Origin of the sequence: Streptomyces sp. NPDC058469 (genome assembly GCF_042721125.1) — a bacterium.
Taxonomy (GTDB): Bacteria; Actinomycetota; Actinomycetes; order Streptomycetales; family Streptomycetaceae; genus Streptomyces.
Genome location: NZ_JBHXME010000026.1, coordinates 1 through 21,845, shown reverse-complemented (window position 1 = coordinate 21,845; position 21,845 = coordinate 1). Strand labels below are relative to the sequence as shown.

23 protein-coding genes and 1 riboswitch are annotated in these 21,845 nt (G+C 69.4%); of the genes, 12 read left to right on the top strand and 11 right to left on the bottom strand.

All coding sequences use genetic code 11. From position 1 onward, the window contains the following. Window positions 1-2 precede the first annotated feature (2 nt). From ACFWP5_RS14955 to ACFWP5_RS14940, 4 genes are all read right to left on the bottom strand, one after another. Entirely contained in the window at window positions 3-425 is a 423-nt protein-coding gene (locus ACFWP5_RS14955) for an SsgA family sporulation/cell division regulator (protein ID WP_384155183.1), read from the bottom strand. Next, the gene (locus tag ACFWP5_RS14950; protein ID WP_384155180.1) at window positions 422-691 is read right to left on the bottom strand and encodes a DUF5133 domain-containing protein; all 270 of its coding nucleotides are present in this window, start codon (window positions 689-691) and stop codon (window positions 422-424) included. The genes ACFWP5_RS14955 and ACFWP5_RS14950 overlap by 4 nt, the downstream gene beginning before the upstream one ends. Before the next feature lie 300 nt (window positions 692-991). Then, window positions 992-1,528 carry a CocE/NonD family hydrolase C-terminal non-catalytic domain-containing protein gene (locus tag ACFWP5_RS14945; protein ID WP_384155178.1) on the bottom strand — a complete coding sequence of 179 codons (537 nt, stop codon included), beginning with the start codon at window positions 1,526-1,528 and terminating at the stop codon, window positions 992-994. A gap of 230 nt (window positions 1,529-1,758) precedes the next feature. Beyond that, a complete protein-coding gene (locus tag ACFWP5_RS14940; protein WP_384155176.1) occupies window positions 1,759-3,954 on the bottom strand; it encodes an MMPL family transporter in 2,196 nt (731 codons plus the stop codon). 341 nt (window positions 3,955-4,295) lie between these two features. Here ACFWP5_RS14940 and ACFWP5_RS14935 point away from each other — a divergent pair, with 341 nt between their 5' ends. Together ACFWP5_RS14935 and ACFWP5_RS14930 are read left to right on the top strand one after the other, a co-directional pair. After that, on the top strand, window positions 4,296-4,730 hold the full coding sequence (locus ACFWP5_RS14935; protein WP_384155174.1) for a hypothetical protein: 435 nt from the start codon (window positions 4,296-4,298) through the stop codon (window positions 4,728-4,730). A gap of 57 nt (window positions 4,731-4,787) precedes the next feature. Beyond that, window positions 4,788-6,023, top strand: a complete 1,236-nt coding sequence (locus ACFWP5_RS14930) for a 4-hydroxybenzoate 3-monooxygenase (protein WP_384155172.1) — start codon at window positions 4,788-4,790, stop codon at window positions 6,021-6,023. 12 nt (window positions 6,024-6,035) lie between these two features. On the opposite strand, the gene ACFWP5_RS14925 is transcribed toward ACFWP5_RS14930, so the two are convergent. Then, the gene (locus ACFWP5_RS14925) at window positions 6,036-6,833 is read right to left on the bottom strand and encodes an alpha/beta hydrolase (RefSeq protein WP_384155170.1); all 798 of its coding nucleotides are present in this window, start codon (window positions 6,831-6,833) and stop codon (window positions 6,036-6,038) included. A gap of 456 nt (window positions 6,834-7,289) precedes the next feature. Here ACFWP5_RS14925 and ACFWP5_RS14920 point away from each other — a divergent pair, with 456 nt between their 5' ends. Both ACFWP5_RS14920 and ACFWP5_RS14915 read left to right on the top strand, forming a co-directional pair. Next, a complete protein-coding gene (locus ACFWP5_RS14920; RefSeq protein ID WP_384155168.1) occupies window positions 7,290-8,390 on the top strand; it encodes an LLM class flavin-dependent oxidoreductase in 1,101 nt (366 codons plus the stop codon). Further along, window positions 8,387-9,772 carry an NtaA/DmoA family FMN-dependent monooxygenase gene (locus ACFWP5_RS14915; RefSeq protein WP_384155166.1) on the top strand — a complete coding sequence of 462 codons (1,386 nt, stop codon included), beginning with the start codon at window positions 8,387-8,389 and terminating at the stop codon, window positions 9,770-9,772. Before ACFWP5_RS14920 ends, ACFWP5_RS14915 begins: the two co-directional genes overlap by 4 nt. Window positions 9,773-9,974: 202 nt before the next feature. On the opposite strand, the gene ACFWP5_RS14910 is transcribed toward ACFWP5_RS14915, so the two are convergent. Then, the gene (locus tag ACFWP5_RS14910; protein ID WP_384155164.1) at window positions 9,975-10,955 is read right to left on the bottom strand and encodes an ArsR/SmtB family transcription factor; all 981 of its coding nucleotides are present in this window, start codon (window positions 10,953-10,955) and stop codon (window positions 9,975-9,977) included. A gap of 208 nt (window positions 10,956-11,163) precedes the next feature. Further along, window positions 11,164-11,991: a DUF1684 domain-containing protein gene (locus ACFWP5_RS14905; RefSeq protein ID WP_384155162.1), complete on the bottom strand. Its 828-nt coding sequence runs from the start codon at window positions 11,989-11,991 to the stop codon at window positions 11,164-11,166. Between the two features lie 236 nt (window positions 11,992-12,227). Here ACFWP5_RS14905 and ACFWP5_RS14900 point away from each other — a divergent pair, with 236 nt between their 5' ends. Next, on the top strand, window positions 12,228-12,575 hold the full coding sequence (locus tag ACFWP5_RS14900) for a DUF397 domain-containing protein (RefSeq protein WP_384155160.1): 348 nt from the start codon (window positions 12,228-12,230) through the stop codon (window positions 12,573-12,575). 83 nt (window positions 12,576-12,658) lie between these two features. Then, entirely contained in the window at window positions 12,659-13,630 is a 972-nt protein-coding gene (locus tag ACFWP5_RS14895; RefSeq protein ID WP_384155158.1) for a helix-turn-helix domain-containing protein, read from the top strand. Window positions 13,631-13,662: 32 nt separating this feature from the next. On the opposite strand, the gene ACFWP5_RS14890 is transcribed toward ACFWP5_RS14895, so the two are convergent. The 3 genes from ACFWP5_RS14890 to ACFWP5_RS14880 all read right to left on the bottom strand — a co-directional run bounded on the left by ACFWP5_RS14890 (window position 13,663) and on the right by ACFWP5_RS14880 (window position 16,140). After that, window positions 13,663-14,469: an SAM-dependent methyltransferase gene (locus ACFWP5_RS14890; protein WP_384155156.1), complete on the bottom strand. Its 807-nt coding sequence runs from the start codon at window positions 14,467-14,469 to the stop codon at window positions 13,663-13,665. 165 nt (window positions 14,470-14,634) lie between these two features. After that, window positions 14,635-15,072 carry a sigma factor-like helix-turn-helix DNA-binding protein gene (locus tag ACFWP5_RS14885; protein ID WP_384155154.1) on the bottom strand — a complete coding sequence of 146 codons (438 nt, stop codon included), beginning with the start codon at window positions 15,070-15,072 and terminating at the stop codon, window positions 14,635-14,637. A gap of 579 nt (window positions 15,073-15,651) precedes the next feature. Beyond that, on the bottom strand, window positions 15,652-16,140 hold the full coding sequence (locus tag ACFWP5_RS14880; RefSeq protein WP_384155152.1) for a beta-class carbonic anhydrase: 489 nt from the start codon (window positions 16,138-16,140) through the stop codon (window positions 15,652-15,654). Window positions 16,141-16,381: 241 nt separating this feature from the next. Between ACFWP5_RS14880 and ACFWP5_RS14875 the strand changes: the two genes are divergently transcribed. Continuing rightward, window positions 16,382-17,206 carry a DUF427 domain-containing protein gene (locus ACFWP5_RS14875; protein ID WP_384155150.1) on the top strand — a complete coding sequence of 275 codons (825 nt, stop codon included), beginning with the start codon at window positions 16,382-16,384 and terminating at the stop codon, window positions 17,204-17,206. A 133-nt stretch (window positions 17,207-17,339) separates the two neighbouring features. After that, window positions 17,340-18,161 (top strand): hypothetical protein, encoded by an 822-nt coding sequence (locus tag ACFWP5_RS14870; protein WP_384155149.1) that lies wholly within the window; start codon window positions 17,340-17,342, stop codon window positions 18,159-18,161. An 11-nt stretch (window positions 18,162-18,172) separates the two neighbouring features. Here the strand turns inward: ACFWP5_RS14870 and ACFWP5_RS14865 are convergent, their stop codons facing one another. Beyond that, window positions 18,173-19,333 (bottom strand): hypothetical protein, encoded by a 1,161-nt coding sequence (locus tag ACFWP5_RS14865; RefSeq protein ID WP_384155147.1) that lies wholly within the window; start codon window positions 19,331-19,333, stop codon window positions 18,173-18,175. 337 nt (window positions 19,334-19,670) lie between these two features. On the opposite strand from ACFWP5_RS14865, the gene ACFWP5_RS14860 reads away from it, so the two are divergent. From ACFWP5_RS14860 to ACFWP5_RS14845, 4 genes are all read left to right on the top strand, one after another. After that, window positions 19,671-20,006 (top strand): plasmid stabilization protein, encoded by a 336-nt coding sequence (locus ACFWP5_RS14860; protein WP_384155145.1) that lies wholly within the window; start codon window positions 19,671-19,673, stop codon window positions 20,004-20,006. Window positions 20,007-20,071: 65 nt separating this feature from the next. Further along, window positions 20,072-20,416: a hypothetical protein gene (locus tag ACFWP5_RS14855; RefSeq protein ID WP_384155143.1), complete on the top strand. Its 345-nt coding sequence runs from the start codon at window positions 20,072-20,074 to the stop codon at window positions 20,414-20,416. 124 nt (window positions 20,417-20,540) lie between these two features. Then, window positions 20,541-20,614, top strand: a riboswitch (cobalamin riboswitch). Window positions 20,615-20,671: 57 nt separating this feature from the next. After that, complete coding sequence (locus ACFWP5_RS14850) at window positions 20,672-20,887, top strand: CbtB domain-containing protein (RefSeq protein ID WP_384155141.1); 216 nt, start codon at window positions 20,672-20,674, stop codon at window positions 20,885-20,887. Between the two features lie 36 nt (window positions 20,888-20,923). Beyond that, window positions 20,924-21,790 carry a CbtA family protein gene (locus ACFWP5_RS14845; RefSeq protein WP_384155139.1) on the top strand — a complete coding sequence of 289 codons (867 nt, stop codon included), beginning with the start codon at window positions 20,924-20,926 and terminating at the stop codon, window positions 21,788-21,790. Window positions 21,791-21,845: the final 55 nt, after the last annotated feature.

Below are 21,845 nucleotides of genomic sequence, written 5' to 3'. Positions count from 1 at the left end.
TCCTACGCCCCGCTGGTGATCGCCGCGAGTTCTTGGTCGAGTGCCGGGGCGATACCGCGAACATCGCGGCCGACTCTTTTCCGGACCTTCCGCACAAAGTCCGCGGCGTTCTCCGCGGGTACCCACACGCGTGCGACGGACGGTGAGACGAGGGCCACTTCGACGCCCTCGATCGGGCCCGGCGCGGGTCGTACGGTGATGTCTCCGTCGCCGGCCGGGAACATCAGGCCCAGCGCGAGCAGTTCCCAGGCGAAGGTCCAGGTGACTTCCATCCCGTCGGGCCCGAGCAACACCAGGCGTACCGCCAGGCAGTCGTCCGGCCGGTACACCAACTCCGCTGCGACGACGGCTCCTTCGTCGTCCGCCAGCACCACGAATCCGGTCGTGCCGACCTTCAGCGGAGCGCCGCCCGAGCGCTCCGTCACGACACCAACTCCCGTTCGTCGGGCGAGGTTTCGCCCGAGGAGACGGTGAACGTCTGTCGCCGGCTGGTGGGGCTGGGTGCCGTGCTGGGGGAGTGCATCAGGCGTACGGCGGCCATGGCCTCCTCCACGGTGCGGGTGCCGCTCAGCACGCACAGGGTGTAGGCGGCGTTCTGCAGGGGGGCGGTGACGGCCATGTCCCCGTCGGCCGCGAGCGCCAGATAACGGTCGACCGCCTGTTGCAGCACTGCCGGGTTCGGCACGATCACGTCAGACCTCCACGTTCTCGGCGGAACCCGGACTCGTCGATACACAGCGATGAGAGGGAAGGGGCACGATGACACTCCTCGCACGGGAAGAAAGCGTGCCTGCTTGCCGAAGCACTGGACTGCGCTCGCTTGTGCCCCGTCCCTTCGGTCCGAAACGGATCCCGCTCGCGGGCGACGCGCCTTGGCCAAGTCGCCCTCTACGCACGGCTGTTCAGAGAGACAGGCGGATCCGCTCCGGTAGTTGTGTGGAACTCGCGGCTGAACTGGCCCAGTTGCTCGTGGTCGTCCCCCTCCAGAAGGTCAGGCCCGTTCGGGGACCGGGCCGCGGCGCACGCCTTCGATGCGTTCCGGGCTCCGCGGGATCACCGGAAGGAGCAGATAGGAGGACTCGTCGCTGCCGGAGACCAGGGTCGTCACGCCTGCGGAGAGGTCGGCCGGACGGTCGTCGGGATCGTTGTGCAGGAAGACGGCGTGCCCTTTCATCTCCGCGCCGTACGCCCGGGGCCAGGGGCCGTCCCCGGGAAGCTCGAAGTCGTGGCCCTGGAGAGTCACCGCGAGGCGGTAGCCCGCCGGGACGACCACCGAGGTCGGCCAGATCTCGATGTCCAGTGGGGCGGCTTCCCCCGGGGTCAGCGGGTCGAGGCGGTCGTGCGGGTGCCAGGGGCGGTACGGCAGACTCCGCTCGGCGTCGAGGGCCCGGTGCGAGGCGCGCAGCCAGCCGTGCGCGACGACACCGGCCGGGTCCAGCGCGCTGACGAAGCGGATGTCGCGGCCCTCCGGGTCGAGGACGCGCACGGTGAGGAAGAGGTCGGCGTCGGTGGTGCTGGACGCGACCACGAGCCGTGCTGCTGCCGGGCGGTGATCTCGGTCGGCTCGGTGAACGGTTCGGTGGTGAGGGTCAACCCCTCGCCCAGGGCCGCGAACGAACTCGGCGAGTCCGATGTGTCCCGCGTCGGGTGCCACCGGGAGCAGCGCTGCGGGGCCTGTCCGCCGGTCGTACGGATCGGTGAACAGGCCCCGCAGTGTCGCTACCCGCGGGCGCTACCCGCGGGCGCTACCCGCGGGCGCTACCCGCGACGGCCCGCCGGATCCTGGGTGACCGAGTCCTGGTCCCCGGTGCCGGAGGCCGGCCCCGAGGTGTCGGAACCGGTGCCCGTGCCGCCCGTGGTCTCCGGGGTGCGGTCGGCGTGGCCGGGCCACCAGGCGGCGTGGCCGATGAGGGCGGTGAGGCTCGGCGTGAAGAACATCGCCATCACGAAGGCGGCGACGGCGATGCCGAAGGAGACGGCGAAACCCATCTCCGTGAGCAGGGCGTTGCCGGCCAGCATCATCGTGGCGAAGGTCGCCGCGAGGATGAAACCGGCCGCGGCCACGGTCGGCCCCGCGTGCCGCAGCGCCATGCTTGCCGCCTCGCGCGGATCGCGGCCCTCGCGGGCCTCCTCACGAAGCCGGGCGATCATGAGGATGTTGTAGTCCGTGCCGATGGCGACCACGAAGAGATACATGATCACCGGGAGCATGAACATCAGCCCCGGGTGTCCCTGAGCGTCCTGGAAGATCCAGACGGTCGTGCCGAGGGTGGCACCGAAGCCGAGACCCACCGAGGCGATGAGGTACCACGGTGCGACCACACTGCGCAGGAGCAGCCCCAGGATCAGCATGATCAGCAGGGCGGCGACGGGGAAGACGGTCCGGTAGTCGTGGTTCACCGCGGCGTTGATGTCCTTGTAGATCGAGGACATACCGCCGACCAGGGCCTCGGTGCCGTCGGGCGCGGCGGAGTGCGCGACGTCGCGTACCCGGCCCACGGCGTCGATCGCCTTCTCCGTGGACGCCTCGTACTTCAGGGTGACGGTGAAGTCCGCCGTCGTGCCGTCCTGGTTGACCTGGCTCATGCGGGCGCTCGCGACACCGTCGACGGCCCCGAGCTTCTCCGCGTAGGCGGTGAAGCCGGCCTTGTCGAGCGGCCTGCCGTCGGTGCTGGAGAGGTAGACGTCGGTCGGGGCCGCGGCACCCGCCGAGTACGCCTTCTGCATCTCGTCCTGGACGACCATCGACTCCTTGGTCTTGGGCATGGAACCCGAGGCCAGGTCGAAGGTGGCCTTGTAGCCGAGGGTGCCCAGCGACAGCGCGACGAGGACGAGCCCGGAGAGCGCGGCGGTCAGCGCGGGCCGGCGCTGCACACCGCGGCCGAGAGCGGCGAACCGGGCGTTCTCCGGCTCGCGTTGCCAGGACTTGGACGGCCAGAAGACCTTCGGCCCGATCAGCGACACCACGGCCGGGATCAGGGTCAGGCCCGCGATCAGGGTGACGGTGACCGAGATGGCCAGCGCCGGACCCATCTGCTTGAGGAAGCCCAGCGTGGACAGCACCAGCGCGAGGAACGCGATGATGACCGCGCCGGCGGCCGAGGCGATGGCCTCACCGACCCGGGCGACCGCGTTGACCATGGCCTGCTTCGGCTCGTCACCCGCCCGCAGGCGTTCCCGGTAACGGAACATCAGGAACAGGAAGTAGTCCGTGCCCACGCCAAACAGAACGACGATCAGGATCGACGAGACGGAACTGTTGGCCTGGAGCCCGAACAGCTTGGTGGCGTACGCGATCAGCCCGTTGGCGATGGACGCCACCACACCGATCAGGAGCAGGGGCAGGAAAGCGAGGATCGGCGCGCGGAAGATGATCAGCAGGGTCACCAGGATGATGAGGAAGGTGCCGATGCCGATCAGCGCCTGGCCGCGCTTCGAGGAGTCCTGCTGGTCGAGGGCCTGCGCGGCGGAACCGCCGAGCTTCACGTCGAGGTCAGTGCCCTTGGCCAGTTGTTTGACGTCGTCGCGCAACACCTTCGCGGCATCCGCCTGCGCCGGCTGACCGGCGTTCTTGCTGTCCATCTGGACCAGGGTCATGGTGTACCTGCCGTCCTTGGACGGCTGGCCGGGGACCACCTTCTGCACCTGGTCGATGTGCTTCTTGCCCAGTTCGGTCGTGATCCGGGCGACATCCTGTGTGTCGGCGGCGGTCAGCTTGCCGCCGTCGGTGCGCTGGTACAGCGCGATCGCGGACGGCGTGAAGGCGCTGGGGAACGCCTTCACCTGCAGGTCCGCCGCTTTGATGGATTCGTAACTCTTGGGCAGGAAACTGCTCTCGTCACTGTTGGAAGGCAGGCCGGGGGCAGTGGCGACAATCGCCACCGCCGCGATCAGCCAAGCGACGATCGTCCAGACGGGATGTCTGACGACGCCATTGCCAATACGTCGAAACATGCGGGAGGTCCTCCTGGGAAGGAAGATCACCGCAGCCCGGGGAGCGGACCCCGGCATCGGCGACCCCGACCGGTCCTCACCCGTGGGGCCGGTCGAACGGTTGTCTGTGGTCTTGTCATATCGGTCACGCGTGAAGATTCATAACACACGCATTGTCGCGTCCGAGGGGGAGTTTTACGCGCCGGGTGGCGCGAACCGGATGACGAGCGCCCGGAGCGGGTCGGTCCTCGTACGGGTGGTTGCCTGTGACCTGCCCTCCACCAGCACGTTGAGCCGCTGGGCAGCACGTCCGCTGCCACCTTCGGGAATCACCGGCCCGGCTAGTGCGAGGAGCGCGCATCATGGAAGCAACGAAGTGGTCTACGGCGCTGGGGGCCGCGGGGTTGGCCCTCGCCGCCGTGACGGCAACTGCCGCGGCGCCGGCGGTCGCCCAAGGCCAGGCATCACACGTACGCCTGGCGGGGCGCGTCGTCCTCACCAACATGGACAACGGCCGGACGGTGGCCGCGAGCTCCGGTGGCGATGTCGAGATCCGGCTCACCCACTCCCGCGAGCGCGGATTCACCTACACCTGGACCGCTCCGGAATCCGGTGACTCCGCGGTGCTCGGACATAGGTCCGACGCCACGAACCCGGCCGGAGACGCCACGGCGGTCTTCCACGCCGCGTCCGGCGGTGTCGCCACCATCAGCGCACAACGCCGCTGCGTCCCCGACCCCGGCAGCCTCTGCCCCCTGATCGTCGGGACCTGGAAGGTGACGATCGAGGTGAAGTGACCGGCTGCCGGTCGGCCAGGCCCTCGGCGTCGGTAGGGTGCTTCCGGAGGTGGTCAAGTGGCTGACACTGTGCGGGAGTTGAGCGGGTCGACGGAATCCACGACCGTGGTGGTGATCGGCGCGGGCCCGGCCGGGCTGACCGTCGCGAACCTGTTGCGGCGCAGCGGGATCGACTGTGTCGTCCTGGAACGGCAGACCCAGGAGTATGTGGCACAGCGCCAGCGGGCCGGCATCGTCGAGACCCGCGCCGTGCGCATGTTCGACTCCTGGGGGCTGGCCGACCGCGTGCTGGGAGGGGTCCCGCACGACGGCATCCTGGAGCTCCGGGTCGATGGCGAGACGCATCTGGTGAACGACTACGACGGCTCCGAGGGCCCCACGGCCCGCCTCTGCCCCCAGCAGATGCTGGTCCAGAAGCTCACCGCCGCGTATCTGGAGGACGGCGGTGACCTGCGTTTCGAGGCCGCGGACGTCTCCCCGCACGACCTGAGCGGCGATCACCCCACCGTCCGCTACCGCACCGCGGACGGTGGCCTCCGTACGATCACCTGCTCCTTCGTCGCGGGCTGCGACGGCGACCACGGCATCAGCCGTAGCGCCGTCCCCGACGGGGCCCTCACGCCGTACGCCTTCGATCACGGCATCGGATGGCTGACGGTCATGGCCGACGCCCCGCCGCCGGCCCACCCGCTCCTGGCCGTCAGCCCGCAGGGCTTCGCCGCCCACTTCCCGCGCGGCCCGTACACCAGCCGCTACTACCTCCAGTGCCCGCCCGACGACCACCCCGACGCCTGGCCGGACGCCCGCGTCTGGGACGCGCTGCGCACCCGGCTCGGCGACCCGGCCCTCGTCTCCGGCCCGATCACCGACCGCGAGATCTTCCGGCTCCGCAGCCTGGTCCACGACCCGATGCAGTACGGCCGCCTCTTCCTCGTCGGCGACGCGGCCCACATCGTCTCGCCGATGGGCGGCAAGGGGATGAACCTCGCTCTCTATGACGCCGATCTCTTCGCCCGAGCCGTACGGGACTCCGTGCACGACCACGACGACACGGCCCTGCGCACCTACTCACAGCGGTGCCTGCGCCGCGTCTGGAGCGACCAGGAGTTCTCGCACTGGATGACCCGCATGCTCCATGACGCCGGTGACGCCACCAACTCCGGTCCTTTTCACCGCAGTCTGGCCCGCGCGCGACTCGACCGGCTCTTCACGTCCGCCGGCGCGGCCGGCGCCTTCTCCGAACTCATGACGGGGATGGATTTCGGAGAGGACGCCGGGCCGCGGCCGCGTTGAGGGCTCAGGCCCTCAGGCCGCCGATGGAACACCGTCCCGGCTCAAGTGGCGGGCGAAGAACCGCACCGCGCTGTCCGCCTCGAACCTGGGCAGTTCCTTGTGTGAGCCCGAGTTGACGTGCAACGACTTCTCCTTCGAGGCGAAGGCGTCGAACAGCGCGAGACCGGACGAGCGCGGGATGTGCTCGTCGTCCCACTGGAGCGCGAACTCGATCGGAACGGTGATCCGCCGCGCCGTCTCGGCGAGGGAGACGTCGTACCAGAAGAGGCCCAACACCGCGGCGGTGATGCGGGGTTCGGCGGCCGTCAGCGGTACCCCGATCGCGGTGCCCATGTTGAGGCCGTAGTAGCCCACGGGTCCTTCGGCGCCGATCTCCGGGAGGTCCTGGAGGGCGTCCAGGGTCGCCAGCCACTCCGGTACGGCACGCTCCGCGAGGTGGGCGTTGTAGCGGACGACGATCTCGCCGACCGGTTCGCCTGCCGCCATCGTCTGTTGCATCAAGGCGATCTCGCGCTCGTCGAGGGGTGTGCGGGGCCGGTCGCCGTGGCCGGGTGCGTCGATGGTGGCGACGTGGAAGCCGCCGCCGTTCACGAGGCGCTCGGCACGGCCCGCCATGGCCGGTGCCTTGCTGTGGGTGCCGCCGCCGTGGCCCATCAGGACCAGGGGAGCGCGTTCGGAGGCGGCGGCTGCGGGCGACCAGAGCGCGCCGGTGACCTCGCCGACGGTGAAGTCGCGGACGAGAACACCGTTCGACGGTGCCTCAGCGGTCGTCTGCGTGGTGAAGCGCACGGAAGGTTGTGAGAGTTCCATGGTGTTGCCCTTCGGGATCGCCTTGGTGTGAGGCGCTCCCGGCGACACCTATGCCGCTGGCCCAACCGTGGAAAAGAGGGGGAGCACCCACCTGGATACTGCGTTCATGGGTCTCACCTCCTCGCGTGGTGTCACGGCACACGGCAAGTTAGCAGCCCGGTCGTCAGCGCGGCCAACGCTTTTTCGCTGCGGCACTGCTGCATGCGCGTACATCTAATGTTCTTGACACCTTCCAGGGCGGACGACGTAGGTTGAGGCGACCGCTCCCGGACAGGTGGAGGCCCCGATGCGCGTACGCGACGCCGCACCCCACGGTGCCGGCCCCGGCGCGCGGCTGATCATCCGTCGGCACGTCGACTACTGCCGTACCGCCTCCGCCGTCTGTCCTTCCGCACGCCCCTGACCCACGTCGGCCCCTCGGGCCGGCCGTCTCGACGTGTTCTCGGAAGGAACCCCATGTCCGGCCCCGCCCTGCGGCTCGCCCTCGAAATCGACGGCGACGGCGCCCATCCCGCGGCCTGGCGCCGCGCCGCCCACTCGCCCGATCAGCTGCTGAGCCCGCGCCGGGTGGCCCGCGTCGCCGCCGATGCGGAGAACGCCGGGTTCACCCTGCTCACCCTGGACGACGGCGCACTCCCGCCCGGCGCCGCGCCCGACGTGGTCGGCCGTATCGGCGCGGTGGAGCGGGCCGCGTTCATCGCAGCGTCGACGAGCGTCGTCGGTATCGCGCCGGTCGTGCCGCTCACGTACGCCGAACCCTTCCACGTATCAAGCCAGTTGGCGTCCCTGGACCACATCTCGGTCGGGCGCGCCGGGTGGGTGGTGAGCGAGGAGGCACGGCCCGAGGCGGCCTCCGTCTGGGGGCGCCCGCTCGTCGACGGGGCCGCGGCCCGCGCCCGCGAGTCCCGTGACGGCGTCGAGGTCGTCCGCGCCCTGTGGGACTCCTGGGAGGACGACGCGGTCATCCGTTCCGTCGCCACCAGCCGCTACCTCGACCGCGACCGGCTGCACTACGTCGACTTCACCGGCGACACCTACACGGTGAAGGGCCCGGCGATCGTGCCGCGTCCGCCGCAGGGCCAACTCGTCGTGCTCGGCAGCCCCGACCGGGTGCCCGGCGATCAACTCGACGTCGCCCTCGTCGACGGCCGCGACCTCGCCGCCGTCACCGCGAGCGCGTCCGCCGCCGGAACGCCGCGCACCTTCGCCGAGGTCGAGGTCGCCCTCGACACGGCGGACGCCACGGCCGAGGAACGCGTCGCCGACCTTGAGCGGCATGCGCCCTGGCGCGACCGGGGACGCCTGCGCCACATCGGTTCCGCCGCCGGACTCGCCGCGTTGCTGGGGGAGTTGAGGGGCGTCGTGGACGGAGTGCGCCTGTACCCACTCGTGTTGGACGAGGACCTTCCGGAGCTGTCCCGGCTCGTCCTGCCCCATCTCATCGAACGACGGCACGCCGTACGTCCGTTGCCCGGCGCGTCCTTGCGTACCCACCTGGGCCTCGACCGGCCCGCCAACCGCTACGCCGCCGCGGCCACCCAGGAGGACGTCCGATGACCCGCACCGACCCTCTCGACGTCCCCCGCCCCGACGCCCAACTCCACTTCGGCGTCTTCTTCCAGGGCGTCAACCACTGGACCGTCTGGTCCGACCCGGCCAGCGGTTCCCAGATCGACCCCGCCAACTTCCGGCACGTCGCCCAGACCGCCGAACGGGGCCTGTTCGACGCGTTCTTCCTGGGGGAGGGGCTGCGGCTGCGCGAGGTCGACGGCCAGATCCACGACCTCGACGTCGCCGGACGGCCGGACGCCATCACCCAACTCGCCGCGCTGGCCGCCGTAACGGACCGCATCGGCCTGGTCAGCACGTCCAACACCACCTTCAACGAACCCACCGACCTCGCCCGCCGCCTGTCCGGCCTCGACCTGCTCTCCGAGGGCCGGGCCGGCTGGAACGTGGTCACCACCGACAACGCCTGGACCGGCGCCAACTTCCGCCGCGGCGGCTACCTCGACCACGCCGACCGCTACCGGCGCGCCGAGGAGTTCCTCACCGTCGCCCGTGCGCTCTGGGACAGCTGGGAGGACGCGGCCGTGTCCGGCGCGGCCGGCGCCCCGTCCTGGGCCGCACCCGGCGCCGTACGCCAAGTCCGCCACCAGGGACCGCAGTTCGACGTCGACCTCGCGCCCACCCTGCCGCGCAGCGCCCAGGGGCACCCGGTGATCTTCCAGGCCGGCGACTCCGGCGAGGGCCGGGACTTCGCGGCGCGCAACGCCGACGTCATCTTCTCCGCGCACGGCAACGACTTCGACGACGCGCTCGCCTTCGCCGACGACCTGCGGCGCCGACTGCGGGCCGGCGGCCGCCCCGACGACGACCTGCGCATCCTCCCGGGCACCGAGATCATCATCGGCGCCACGGAGGAGGAGGCCCTGGAGAAGAAGCGCTGGATCCGCCTCCAACAGGTCACTCCCGCGACCGCGTTGGGCATCGCCGGACTCCTGTGGGGTTTCGACCTCTCCGGCCGCGACGCCGACGGGCCGTTGCCCAAGGAGGACCCGGTCGTCGCCGAGAACGACGGCTCCTTCGGCGCACGGCGGATCGCCGACCCCCGCCAAGTGGTCGCCGAATGGCGGGAGAAGGCCGACGCGAACCGTTGGTCCCTGCGCGAGACCGTCATCGCGCTGGGCCCCCAGCGCGGCCACGTCGGCACCCCGGCGGGCCTGGCGGACAAGTTCGCCCACTTCGTCCGGCACGGCGCCGTGGACGGCTTCAACGTCACGCCGTACCTGATCCCGGACGGCCTGGACGACATCGTCGACCTCCTCGTCCCCGCACTCCAGGAACGCGGCGTCTACCGCACCGACTACACCGGTACGACGCTCCGCGAGCACCTGGCCCTGCGCGAACCCCTCACCCGCCGCACCACGACGAGCTGACCCACCGACATCGCGGACGCGGTGGCCACCGTCCCCCTGTGCACGGTGGCTACCGCGTCCGAGTCTCACGTCCCCGGCGTCAGCACTCCGCATCGACCTCTCCGGTGTTCGTGTGCGAACGCCACAAACCATGGCCGTGGGGATCACACGCGGGCAATGAATTCGAAGCCGTTCTAACTGACTCCGGTCGAGGTTTGCGTGGTCACCGCTCGTCGAGTAAGCGCAGGCCCAGCTGCGTTGCCGAGTGCCGTACGAACTGGCCCTCCCGGTGGCTGGCGATCAGACCTCCGTCGCGCAGCACGCCGAGTTGGTAACTGGCGCTGGGCAGCGCGATGTTGGCCGCCGTGGCCACTTCGGACGTCGTACGCGCGCCATGGCTGGCCAGATCCGCCAGGACGACCGTCCGGGTACGGCCCAGCAGCCGCTCCAGGCCGCCCTTGCTCGCCCGGACGATCTCCAGGGGCTGCTTGGCGACCGGGTAGACGAGCACCGGCCCGAGCGTGGGGTCGGCGAGTGCGGTGGGCCTGCGCCAGCAGAAGTACGACGGGATGAGCAGCAGGCCGCGCCCCTCCAGGTGCAGCTCGCGGTCGACGGGATAGTCCACCTCAAGAACAGGAGCGTTCCAACGGGCGTGCGGGCGCAGCGCGTTGAGCAGCGCGGAGGTGCCGCCGTCGAGGAGCGCGCGTGACCGCAGCTCGACGTCGTTGCCGACGGCTGTCTGGATGCGGGGCCAGTACGGTTCGAGCAGCGTCTTGCAGGACAGCTCCAGGGCTCGCGTCAATGTCTCCAGGGCTCTGGCGCCCGGCCTGTTGAGGGTGGACACCCAGGACGGCAGCGGACGCGACTCGGCGAGCCGGGTCAGCTCACGGGTCAGCCGGGTGTGGGAGGTGCCCCGCACCTTGTCGAGGCCGACGGCCAGACCGCCGCCCGTGACCGACGGCGTGAGGAAGTCGGGGATGTAGCCCACAGGAGGAATCAGCGTCTGCAAGGGCGACAGGGCCCGCCGGGCCCGCGGATCCTTGGTCAATCCCTCGCGCACCGATCGGCGCCAGTGCCCGAACTCCAGCGCCCCTTGCCGTGCGTCCAACCGGCAGACACCGCACACGAGTTCCCAGAGAGCATGGGGCCGGCGGGCCACCCGGACGCTCTGCAGGTCCTGCGAGGTGAAGTGGATACGGAGCATGCGGCCTCTTTCCTGCGCGTCGTCCGTGCGCAGTATCGGTGGGGGGTACGGCCGCGCGAAAAACGGCGCGCCACTAAGGGGGACGACTGAGGGGTGCGCATGGTTGTCGAGGGAGGAGACGGATGGCCGTACCGCATCTCGGCGGGCAACCGGGTTCACCGGACCCGGCTGCGGCCCGGTGGTTTCGCGGGCGCAGCCGGGGCCACGATCAGGCCGGACCTCCCCGCTCACGGGGTGTCTTCTGCCCGGCCTCGATGGACACCGGCAGCCGGTTCTCCGCCGGCGGCAGCGGGCAGGTGGCCAGGTCGGTGTAGGCGCACGGCAGGTTCGTCGCGCGGTTGAAGTCCAGGACGACCGTGCCGTCGGCGGCCGGCGGGGCGAGCGCGAGGGCCCGGTTCGCGGCGTAGGTGGTCACCCCGGAGGTGGCGTCGGTGAAGAGCACCAGCAGTCCGCCCGGCCCACGCCCGGGGAACACGGTCAGGGCCAGCGACTGCCCGTCCAGCTCGAACTCGACCCGGCCCGGCGCGTCGTACACGTGCTCCAGCCCCTCGACCGCCGCGCCCACGGTCGTCGGACGCGGTGTGTCGAAGGCCGTGTAGCGTCCCCGCACCACCCAGCGGGGATTCGGCGCGTAGGCGGGCGTGCCGGCGAAGTCGGTGCGCAGCGGCGCGTCCGGGTGCCGGGGGCGCACGATGTCGTTCCCGCCGCGCTTGGCCACCTCGATCACGGCATCGCCCCAGACCGCGTCGATCCCGCCCCGCTCGGGCAGCACGCCGAAGCGGTGCTCACCCTGCACCGGCGTTCCGTCCACGACGAGTTCCTCACCGTCGTCGAGGGCTACGGCGACCCCGTCGTCGTCGGTCCACCAGGCGCCCGGCGCGTCCGGGAACCGCTGCGGCCGGTCGTCGAGCCAGTGCAGCCCGGTGATCGCCAGGAATCCGTGCGGAGCGGCGAGCCGTTCCTCCTGCCCGCGATACCACTCCAGCCAGTCCTGGGTGAAAGCCTGGAGGTCGGTCGTAGTCAGGTCAACGGTCATGGTCGTCGCTCCTTCGTCGTGCGAGGCCGGCCTCGAAGCGGGGTCGTATGGGTTCCAACCCCGGCCGCCCGGCGAGGGATTCCGGTCCGTGTGTGACAGCTTCATGTCAGGTCGGACCAGGAGCAGCCCATCGCGCGCTCCTCCGCTTCCCGCACCACCCGGCGGGACACCATCCACCCGTACGTGGGACGGCATTGTTCGATTTCGAGCCGCTAGCATTTCCTCCGTGTCGACCCATGAAATTGCATGACGGGATTTCATGGGGCTTCCACCTGCGCGGTTTCGAGGCCGCGACGGAAAAGGTCGGAAAATTTGGCTTGTCGAACGGAGAGGGTTCGTATCTGATGCAGGATTTCACGAACGGAATGGCTGCCAACCTCATCCCGGGAATGTGGGTGAAGAGCCGTATGTCCGAAGCGAACGGCATGTGCGTCGAGCTGGCCGCACTGCCCCGAGGCGGCGTGGCCGTACGAAACTCGACCGACCCCGGCGGACCCGCACTGATCTTTACCGCTGAGGAGATGGGCGCTTTCCTCGACGGTGCGAAGAGGGGAGAGTTCGACGCCCTTGGTACTCCCAACTAGGCGTCGGAGTACATAAGTTCGGGCACCGCCTCCGGCCCGGGCGTGTCATCATGTGAAGGTGACTGCCCCCTGAAGGAGAAGGCGTGTCCCCGGATCCGATTCCGATCAATCGTCTGGCCCGGCGTTGTGCCGGGCCGGACACAACAAAGACAGCGGCCAACATCATGCTTGGTCTTGCCGTCAAGGATGTGCGCGACGAGGCCGGTCTCACGCAGAAAGAGCTGGCGAAGGCCACCCACGTTTCGAACTCGACAATCAGCCGCCTGGAGAATGCCGATTCCACGCCCGAGGGGCGCACGGTCGAAGCGGTGATGGCGTATCTGAAACTCGACGGGCCGGCGCGGAACACGTTGACGATGTTGTTCTCCCGCGCCCAGGAACCGGAATGGTTCCAGAACAGGTTCGACGACTGCACCCCCGACTACCTGCGGCGCCTCCTCGGTCTGGAATCCGTCGCCATCGGGCTCACCACGTATGACGTACGCCTGGTGTCGGGCCTGTTGCAGACTCCGGAGTACGCGAGCTGCATCCTCCGCACAGGCCTGCACCTCACGGAGTGGGACAGCCCCGAGATGGCGTTACGGGTCGCCATGCGCCGCGAGCGTCAGGAGCGGGTGTTCGGCCAGGCCGAGCCGCCGCGCTGCGTGTTCCTGATGGACGAGTCCGTCCTGCTGCGGCGGGCCGGCTCGGACCAGGTGATGCGCGATCAGATGCTCCACCTCGCGGAGATGGCCCAACTCCCGCACATCACCATCCGGTTCGTGCTCCTCGACCGGATGATCGCGGGCAACGAGGCATCGATGGCGGGCGGCATGGCCCACCTCCAGTTCGGCCGCGGCGGCCTTCCCGACCTCGTCTACGTCGAGGGCTACCGCAAGGCCGACTACTACAACAAGCCCGCCCTGAGCGCCGAGGAGCGGGCGAAACCCTGGCCGACGAAGGAGAACGACTTCGAGCGGCACCTCCAGCTCCTGCTGCGGATCCAGGGTGAGGCGTGTGCCTCACCCATGGAAAGCCGGCGCATGCTGGACGAGGCCGTCGAGCGGTACTCCTAGTCGCTGTCGCTGTCGCTGTCGCTGAGCCGGGCCTATTGCCGGGGTGGCACTCTCCCCAGCCCGCCGTACTCCGTCCACTCGATGCTGCGTTGGCGCTGCTGGAGTTCGGAGTCGGGCCGCCAGTCGGTCACATCGACGAGCCCCGGCTCCTCCACGACGAGCCTGTCGAAGATCTCCTCCACGTCCGCCTTCTCCCGGACCCTGCCCCAATTGCCCCCGGTCTGGACCCGCATGAGTTCGGTGACGTCGTCGCGGACCTTGGCATCGTCGCTCACGAGCTGGCACACGACGACGAAGCTGCCCGGGACGAGGTTCTCAACGACCCGCTCCACAAGGGCCTTTGGGCCGGCGCTGTCCGGCAGACAGTGCAGCACGGAGATGAACAGGGCCGCCGCCGGCTTGGTGAAGTCGATCAGCCGCGTGAAGTCCGGGTGGCCGAAGATGGTGTCGGTGTCCGTCATGTCGACCGACAGGATCGCGGTGTTGTCGTTCTCGTCGAGCAGGGACTGGCCCAGCGACAGGACGACGGGATCGTTGTCGATATAGACGACGTGGGAGTCGGGGTCGACCTCCTGCGCGATCTGGTGCACGTTGCGCTGCGTCGGAAGGCCCGAGCCGAAGTCGATGAACTGCCTTATCCCGTGCCGCTCGGCCAGCACCCGGACCACGCGCTGGAGGAACCACCGGTTGTTCAGCGCGATCTCCCGCGAGGTGGGTGCCACCTCCAGCAACAACTCGCAGGCATTCCGGTCTGCTTCGAAGTTGTTGCTGCCGCCCAGCAGCCAGTCGTACATCCGCGCCGCGCTGGGCAACGACAGATCGACATGATTTTGGTCCACCAACGGCCCGTCCCCTCGCCGAATCCGCCCCATCCGAAGTGGAGTTGCCCATCCTAGGAGGGCAGCACGCGGCCGCACCACCGCTGGTTCGGGTGAACCGTGGCGCAGGTTGGCGAAAGGTGGCGGATCTGAACGTCGGCAAGGAGACCGCGTACGCAGGAGGGGTCAGCGGTGCCTCAAGGGCGCCTGGGCATCGATGAGTTGCGGGAAGGTTCGGCGCGCGGCGGCGAGAGCCGCTTCGACCGCGGACGGTTCGACGCCCATCAACTCGGCCGCCTCGGCGACGGGGAATCCCAGCCGACGGCACAACACCACACTGTCCGCGCACGCGTTGGGGAGCCGCTGGTAGAGCATGGCCAGGACCGGGTCCTGCGATGCGGCACGCTCGCCCCGCCGCTCGACCTGACGGCGGAGTTCTTCCCAGACCTCGGCCGCGGGGCAGGGCTGACTCATCAGCCACTGCCAGCGTTCGTGGGCGGACACCAGCGTGGCTTCCACGACAGCCGTAGAACGGGCTGCCGCGGACAGGCGAGCCCTGGCGTAGAGCGCGTAGCGGGGGCGGTTTCGTTCAGCGAAGGCCGCGAAACCGAGGTCCGCGATCACCGGATCAACCGCCGATGACGCGGGGTGGCCGGTGGGGGAGTGACTCGGTGGTACGGAGAAATGAGGGGCTCCTCGGGGAGCGGGACCGGTGCGCTGGTCCCTGTGCTCAATGCCGCGAGTTCGGGCGCGGCAGGGGAAGGGGCCTCACGCTGGGCGGGAGCGCGAGGCCATAAGACCCGGAATGCTTGACCCGGTTACCCTGCTGCGTGGCTTTCCGGGTCGTCCTGAGGCCCCACGGGAACGATATTGATACTGGTACCGTGAAATTGCCCGGAGGGCAGCTGTAGGCGCCCTCGACGAATCGGCTCGTGCATTTGTTTGTTTCCTTGTCGATCTGCTTCGTCCCCGGGGATGTGATTGAGCACTTTCCCGGGCGGGCCTCTGAATGGGCCCGAAAGGAAACTACCGCGCAGAGGAGGGCGGTTGAGCCGTCCCCGCCCTCCATGCAAAGTCATTTTTGCGCACTTAACATCGCGGTCAGTCGGGGTCGAATTCCGACGCGGTCCGATCTGATTCCACGATGAAAGGGGCGCCTTGTCTCCCCTTCGATCATTTTTGATCAGCCTGGCCGGGTGGTCCTCAGCCGACCTCGTTGAGCTTCCCGGTGGCCACGTCGAAGACGAAGCCCCTGATCCGGTCCTTGTGCACGATGAAGGGGTCGGCCTTGATGCGGGCGATCGACTGCCGTACGTCGGCGTCCGGATCGGTGAAGGCCTCCGCCGCCCAGGACGGGCGGATACCGGTGTCCTCCTCGACCGCGGCCTTGAAGCCGTCGTCCGTGAAGGTCAGCATGCCGCAGTCCGTGTGGTGGATGAGGATGATCTCCTCGGTGCCCAGGAGCCGTTGGCTGATGGCGAGCGAGCGGATCTCGTCCTGGGTGACGACACCGCCCGCGTTGCGGATGACGTGGGCCTCGCCCTCGTTCAGGCCGAGGGCCGCGTACACGTTGAGGCGGGCGTCCATGCAGGCCACGACGGCGAGGTGCTTGGCGGGCGGAAGAGGGAGCGGGCCGTCGAAGGTCGCGGCGTAGCGGGCGTTGTTGGCGAGCAGTTCATCGGTCACGGACATGGTGGACCTCGGTTCTCGTCTCGTGTGTTCTCAAAGGCGCTGTGCGGGCGTCGGGGACGGCGCACGGCAACAGAACACGTCGAAGACGTGGACACGACGCGAGGGCCAGAAGCCCGTCAGCGTGGTGGCGAAGGTCTGCACCCGACCAGTGAACCCTCCACCACCGGACACTGGCAAGCAACGGTCAGCCGCAGCGGCCTCCCGGGCCGCCGCACAACCTACGAATCACGGAGCAACGGTCATGAGCACCTTCCCGACCGCACGAGACGTCAGGACCACCCCCGAAGGACTCCTGTGGGAGCCGAGCCCACGCTGGGTACGCGGACGCAAGGGCGACACCACCGTCGTGGACAGCAGGCACCCCGTCCTCGTATGGGAGCCGGGCGTACCGGTACCGACGTACGCCTTCCCGCACGACGAGGTCCGCCAAGACCTGCTCCGCCCGGCGAAGAACCCCCCGACCGGCACGCACACCGGATCACGCGTCTTCTACGACCTCGACATCGGCGGCGAGTCGGTGGAGAACGCGGCCTGGACCTACCCCGCCGACGACCTGGCCGGGCACATCGCCTTCGAGTGGTTCCGGCGGGTCGGCCGGGGCCTGGACCACTGGTACGAGGAGGAGGAAGAGATCTTCATCCACCCCCGTGACCCGCACAAACGAGTCGACGCCCTCCCCAGCAGCCGTCACGTCAAGGTCGAGATCAACGGCACGGTCGTCGCCGACACCCACCGCCCGGTGCTGCTCTTCGAGACCGGCCTGCCGACCCGGTACTACATCCCGCGCGAAGACGTCCGCCTGGACCTGTTCGAACCGACCGACCACAGCACAGGATGCCCCTACAAGGGCACCGCCACGTACTGGTCGTGGCAGGGCGAGGCCGGCGTTCCCGGTGTGCCGCCGAACATCGTCTGGAGTTATCCGGAGCCGCTGCCCGCGGTCGGCGCCGTGAAGGATCTCCTCGCCTTCTACAACGAAGCGGTCGACATCTTTGTGGACGGCGAGATCGTGGAGCGCCCTGTCACTCCGTTCACAAAGGCCCTCTCGGAGCAGTCGTCGACGTGACGGTACCGGTGAAGTCCAGCCCTGTTGATGTGAGTTGAGGTGAAACACCGCCAACCGGGCAGTCGACACCTTGCACATGCCTCTTCGATGGCTGTCGTGCTCCGGAACTGTCAAAGGATGTTGAAGGACATTGATGGAGAGTCACCAAAAGGATGAGAAGAAGCAGGCGCCGAAGCGCAAGGTGCTCGATCTGACCGCTGTGCAGGTGGTGGCGAGTGCGCTTGCCACCGTGGTGGGCGCGGTGCTCGCGTCCCTGCTGGGGGTGACCGGGACGATCATCGGCGCCGCCGTGGTCAGTACCAGCGCCACCACCGGCGCGGCGGTCTTCCAGCACGCCTTCCGACGGACGGGCGAGGGGATCCGCAGAAGGGTGCCGTCGGTGGCGATGGCGCTGACGCCGAGTGAGGAGCGGGCGGTCCAACGCGCGGACGCCCGGGCGGCGTTCGCGTTACGGGACGGCACCTCGGGCGGTGCTGCGCCACCGTCCGATGCCGACTCCGATGCCGACTCCGATGCCCCCGCCGACGACGAGTCGGTGACTACCTATCGGGCCGGCTCCTTCTGGAGGTCCATCGGCTGGAAGAAGTACGCCCTGGCGACAGGCCTGGTGTTCGCCCTGGCGATGGTCACGTTGACCGCGGGCGAACTCATCATGGGCAAGCCGATAGCGGCCGTGGTCAGAAACGAATCGGGCAAGGGGACTTCGATGGGCGGCGGTTCGGCCGGACCGCACGCTCCCGCACAGAGCCCGACACCCACGCCGCTGACGTCCAGCAGCGCGGGGTCACATTCGGACGGGACCGCCTCGCCGTCCGCGAGCGCGGAGCCGGAGACCAGCGCCGGCTCCGGTGCCGAACCCAGCCACAGCGCCGCCTCCAGCCCCGAGGCCTCGGCATCGGCCGTGCCGTCCGCGAGCGGTGACGCCGTGAACAGCTCCGGCGCCACCGCTCGTTGAGCGGGCCGACCCTACTGAGGCGTCTGGTTCGCGTCGGCCAGCGCCCGGTGATCGGGATGGCCGGGCAGGTCCAGCTGCCGGCCGAACCGCCGCGAGGCGAGCAGCGCGAGCAGTGCCGTCAGCGCCGCCAGCGCGGCGAGTACGGCCATCAACCCCGCGAACCAGGTCGGCGCGGCAGTGATCCGCAGCGCCTGGGAGAGGCGCGAGGAGTGGAACCGCCCGTCGAACAGCTGGAGGGCGGCCAGCGCGGCCGGCACCACCATGGACACGCCGAGCACGAACAGACCGCCGTGGAGGATCAGCGCCGGTGCCAGCAGGACGCATAGGACCGAGACACCGAGCGCGAACCCGTAGGCGGTGCCGGAGGCTCCGTCACGGTGCAGCGGGAAGTACGACAGCCCGCACAGCACGAGTGCCGCCGCCGCGATCAGCCTCGGCCAGACCGGGGGAGCGGTGCGCCGTGTCGTCGTACGCGGACGCCGTGGACGGCGCTGACGAGCAGCCGGACGGTCGCCCGCGCGTTCTGGATAGTGGCTGTCCGCCGGGGTACGTCCGTGCGTCTCGTACAGCGGAGCCATGGCCATCTCCGCCGCCGGTCCCGGCGCCCGGGCGGACGCGTCCTGTTCCTCGGTCAGGCGGCCGATCAACTGGACGAGTTCCTCGACGGGCCTGCCGGCCGCGGCCCGTACCGCCTCCTCGCCGCAGTGCGGCTCCAGAGGAGCCCGCTGCAACAGGGCCATCAGCCGGGTGACCTCCTCCACGGGCCGGCGTTCGGCGGCCGCTCGGATCGCCTCGTCGGCGGAGTCGGGGTTGCGCGGCGGCTGGGTCAGCAGGGTCACAAGACGCGTGACGTCCTCCACGGACCGGTCCACACCGACCGCCCGCAGTGCGTCGACGGTGGCTTGCGCGTACTTCGGTGACTGCTCCAGCAAGGTGATGAGCTGGAGGACCTCCTCGAGCGGCCGGTCGGCGACGGCTGCGTGCACCAGGCGGTGCATCGGGTCGACGTTCTCGTCCTCGGGGCCCGTCTGGGCGGGACCGTCTTGCGACGGACGTGACGTCGGCGGCGATCCGTCGGCCGGCCCTCCGCCGGAGGGCACGAGCGGATGGGCCGCGGTGCCGTGAGGTATGGCGGGTTGGTCCGGGCTGGGCGAGAAAGAGCGGGTGGTCATGCTCGGCTCCATGAAGAGGTGTTGCTGCTATCGCCCCCCGAAGCGCGATGAACAAGCTGATCCCGTCCATTACTAGGCGGCCACCCGCCACCCCGCCACGCGAATACGCCACCCGTGTGACCCCGGCCCGCCGCCCGGGCCTTCGCGGGGCCCGCGCGCTCATCCGTTCGGTGGCTGTCTGCTCGCACAGGGCGCGGGCCGTGCATGAGATGGGATCAGCGCGTTCCGGGGGGCCGTGTGAGAAGCGGCGGACGCCGGGTACCTGGGAAATCGTCGGAAAACGGATCGGGTACGGCCGAGCCGGGCCGCACCGGTAGGGAAAGGGAAGGTGAGCGCCATGCCGCGAGGTTCCAGCGCGAAGCGTGAGCGTCAGTACGAGCACATCAAGGAAGGCGCCGAGAAACGCGGTACCTCCGAGCGCCGGGCGAAGGAGATCGCCGCGCGCACCGTGAACAAGGAGCGCGCCCGCGCCGGTGAGTCCGAGACCGCCAGCAAGACATCCACCAAGGACCGGAAGTCCGCCCCGCAGCGCGGCGGTGAGCGTTCCCACAGCGGGGCGCAGGGACCGACGAAGGACCAGCTGTACGCGGAGGCGAAGAAGCGCGGTATCGACGGCCGTTCGTCGATGAACAAGCAGCAACTGGCCCGGGCTCTCGGCCACCGGTCCGCCTGACCGCCGCCGTACCCAAGAAACCCAAGGAACTCAGCAACCCAAGGAACTCAAGGAGAGTGACCCCGATGGCCACCGTGTCCCTCACCGGAGCGTCCAAGGAGGACGCCGCCACCGTCTTCGGCGTCCTACGGACGGCGTTCCCCACCGACCGGCTCTCCGACGACGTACCCCAGGAGCTGGCGGGCGACCGCGCCGCCGTATGGACCGCGGAGTTCGAGCCGACGCAGGAGTGGATCCCGACCGATCCCATCCCTCTGGAGGGCTCGGTCTCCGCCACGCTCCAGGGCGGCTACGTCGCCGTGGACCAGCTTCGTGAGGCACTCAGCGTCGCGTTCGCCGTGGACGAGCAGGGCACGGCGTCGGGAGACCAGGAACAGGAGGTCGACCTGAGGCTCACGACGAAGCGGTGACGAGAGGGGCGCCGCCCTGCAACTCCCGGTACGCAGACGGTTCTGTCAGGAGCCGTACGGGGAACGGGCCTGATTGACGGCCTGGAGAGACGCGCCGTACTCTCCCCCTGTAGTGATGGCATAAGGAAGCTGGTGGAATTCCAGCACGGTCGCGCCACTGTGAGCCCGCCGCCGGAAGGTGGCAGGCGAGTCAGACACTGAACCCTCACTCGCCCGTACACGCAAGGGACGCACGATCCCGAAGGAGGGCTCACCTTGAGCAGCATTTCCACATCCCGTCCGGTGTCCACGCCGGTTGTCCTGCCGGTCTCCAAGGCGATCGTCTGGCTGGTCGGCACCGCGCTGATCGCGCTGGCCATCTATTACTTCGTCGGTGTCGACCAGGGCGCCGTGTCGGTGTTCGGCAACGACATGCACGTCCACGAGTTCGTCCACGACGCCCGCCACTTCCTGGGCTTCCCCTGCCACTGACCCTCCGCCGGCACCTGGACGTACGGACAACTCGACATGGAAAAGAAGCTCATACTGCGCGGCATCCTCGCCGGCGCAGTCGCGGGCCTGCTCGCGTTCGTGTTCGCGCGCATATTCGCCGAGCCACAGATCGCCAAGGCCATCGACTACGAGAGCGGCCGTGACGCCGCCCAGAACGCCCTGGACAAGGCGGCCGGCCTGCCCGTCGAAGCAGCGGGGCACGACCTGTTCAGCCGGACCGTCCAGGCCAACCTGGGCATCGGCGTCGGCATGGTCTTCTTCGGGATGGCGATGGGCGCCCTGTTCGCCGTCGCCTACGCCGTCTGCCTGGGCCGCACCGGCGGGCTGCGGGCGCGCAACCTGGCGCTCCTCGTCGCCGGTGGCGGGTTCCTCGGCATGTACCTGGTGCCGTTCCTGAAGTACCCGGCCAACCCGCCCGCGATCGGTCACGAAGAGACCATCCAGCAGCGCGGCGCCCTGTACCTGATCATGGTCGTGTGCTCCGTCGCCTTCCTCGCGGGAGCCGTCTATCTCGGCAAGCACCTCCAGGCGCGCTTCGGCAACTGGAACGCGACCCTGCTGGCCGGCGCCGCGTTCGTCGTCGCGATCGGGATCGTCATGCTGCTCCTGCCGCAGCTGGGTCATCTCTCGTACAACAAGGCCAACTTCGGCAACCAGGCCACCGAGACACCACTGCCGCTGAAGGACTCCAAGGGCACCATCGTCTACCCGGGCTTCCCCGCAGACGTGCTGTTCAACTTCCGCTTCTACTCGGTCGCCGCGCAGCTCATCCTCTGGACGGCCCTCGGCCTGATCTTCGCCCCCCTCGCCGAACGCCTCCTCAACCCCGCGCACCCGGACGCCACCACGCCGTCGCAGGAGCCGGACCCCGTCCCGGCGTAGCCGGCTCTTCTGTCTTTTCCACCTCTTCTACGGCGAGGGCGGGGATCGATGGGGT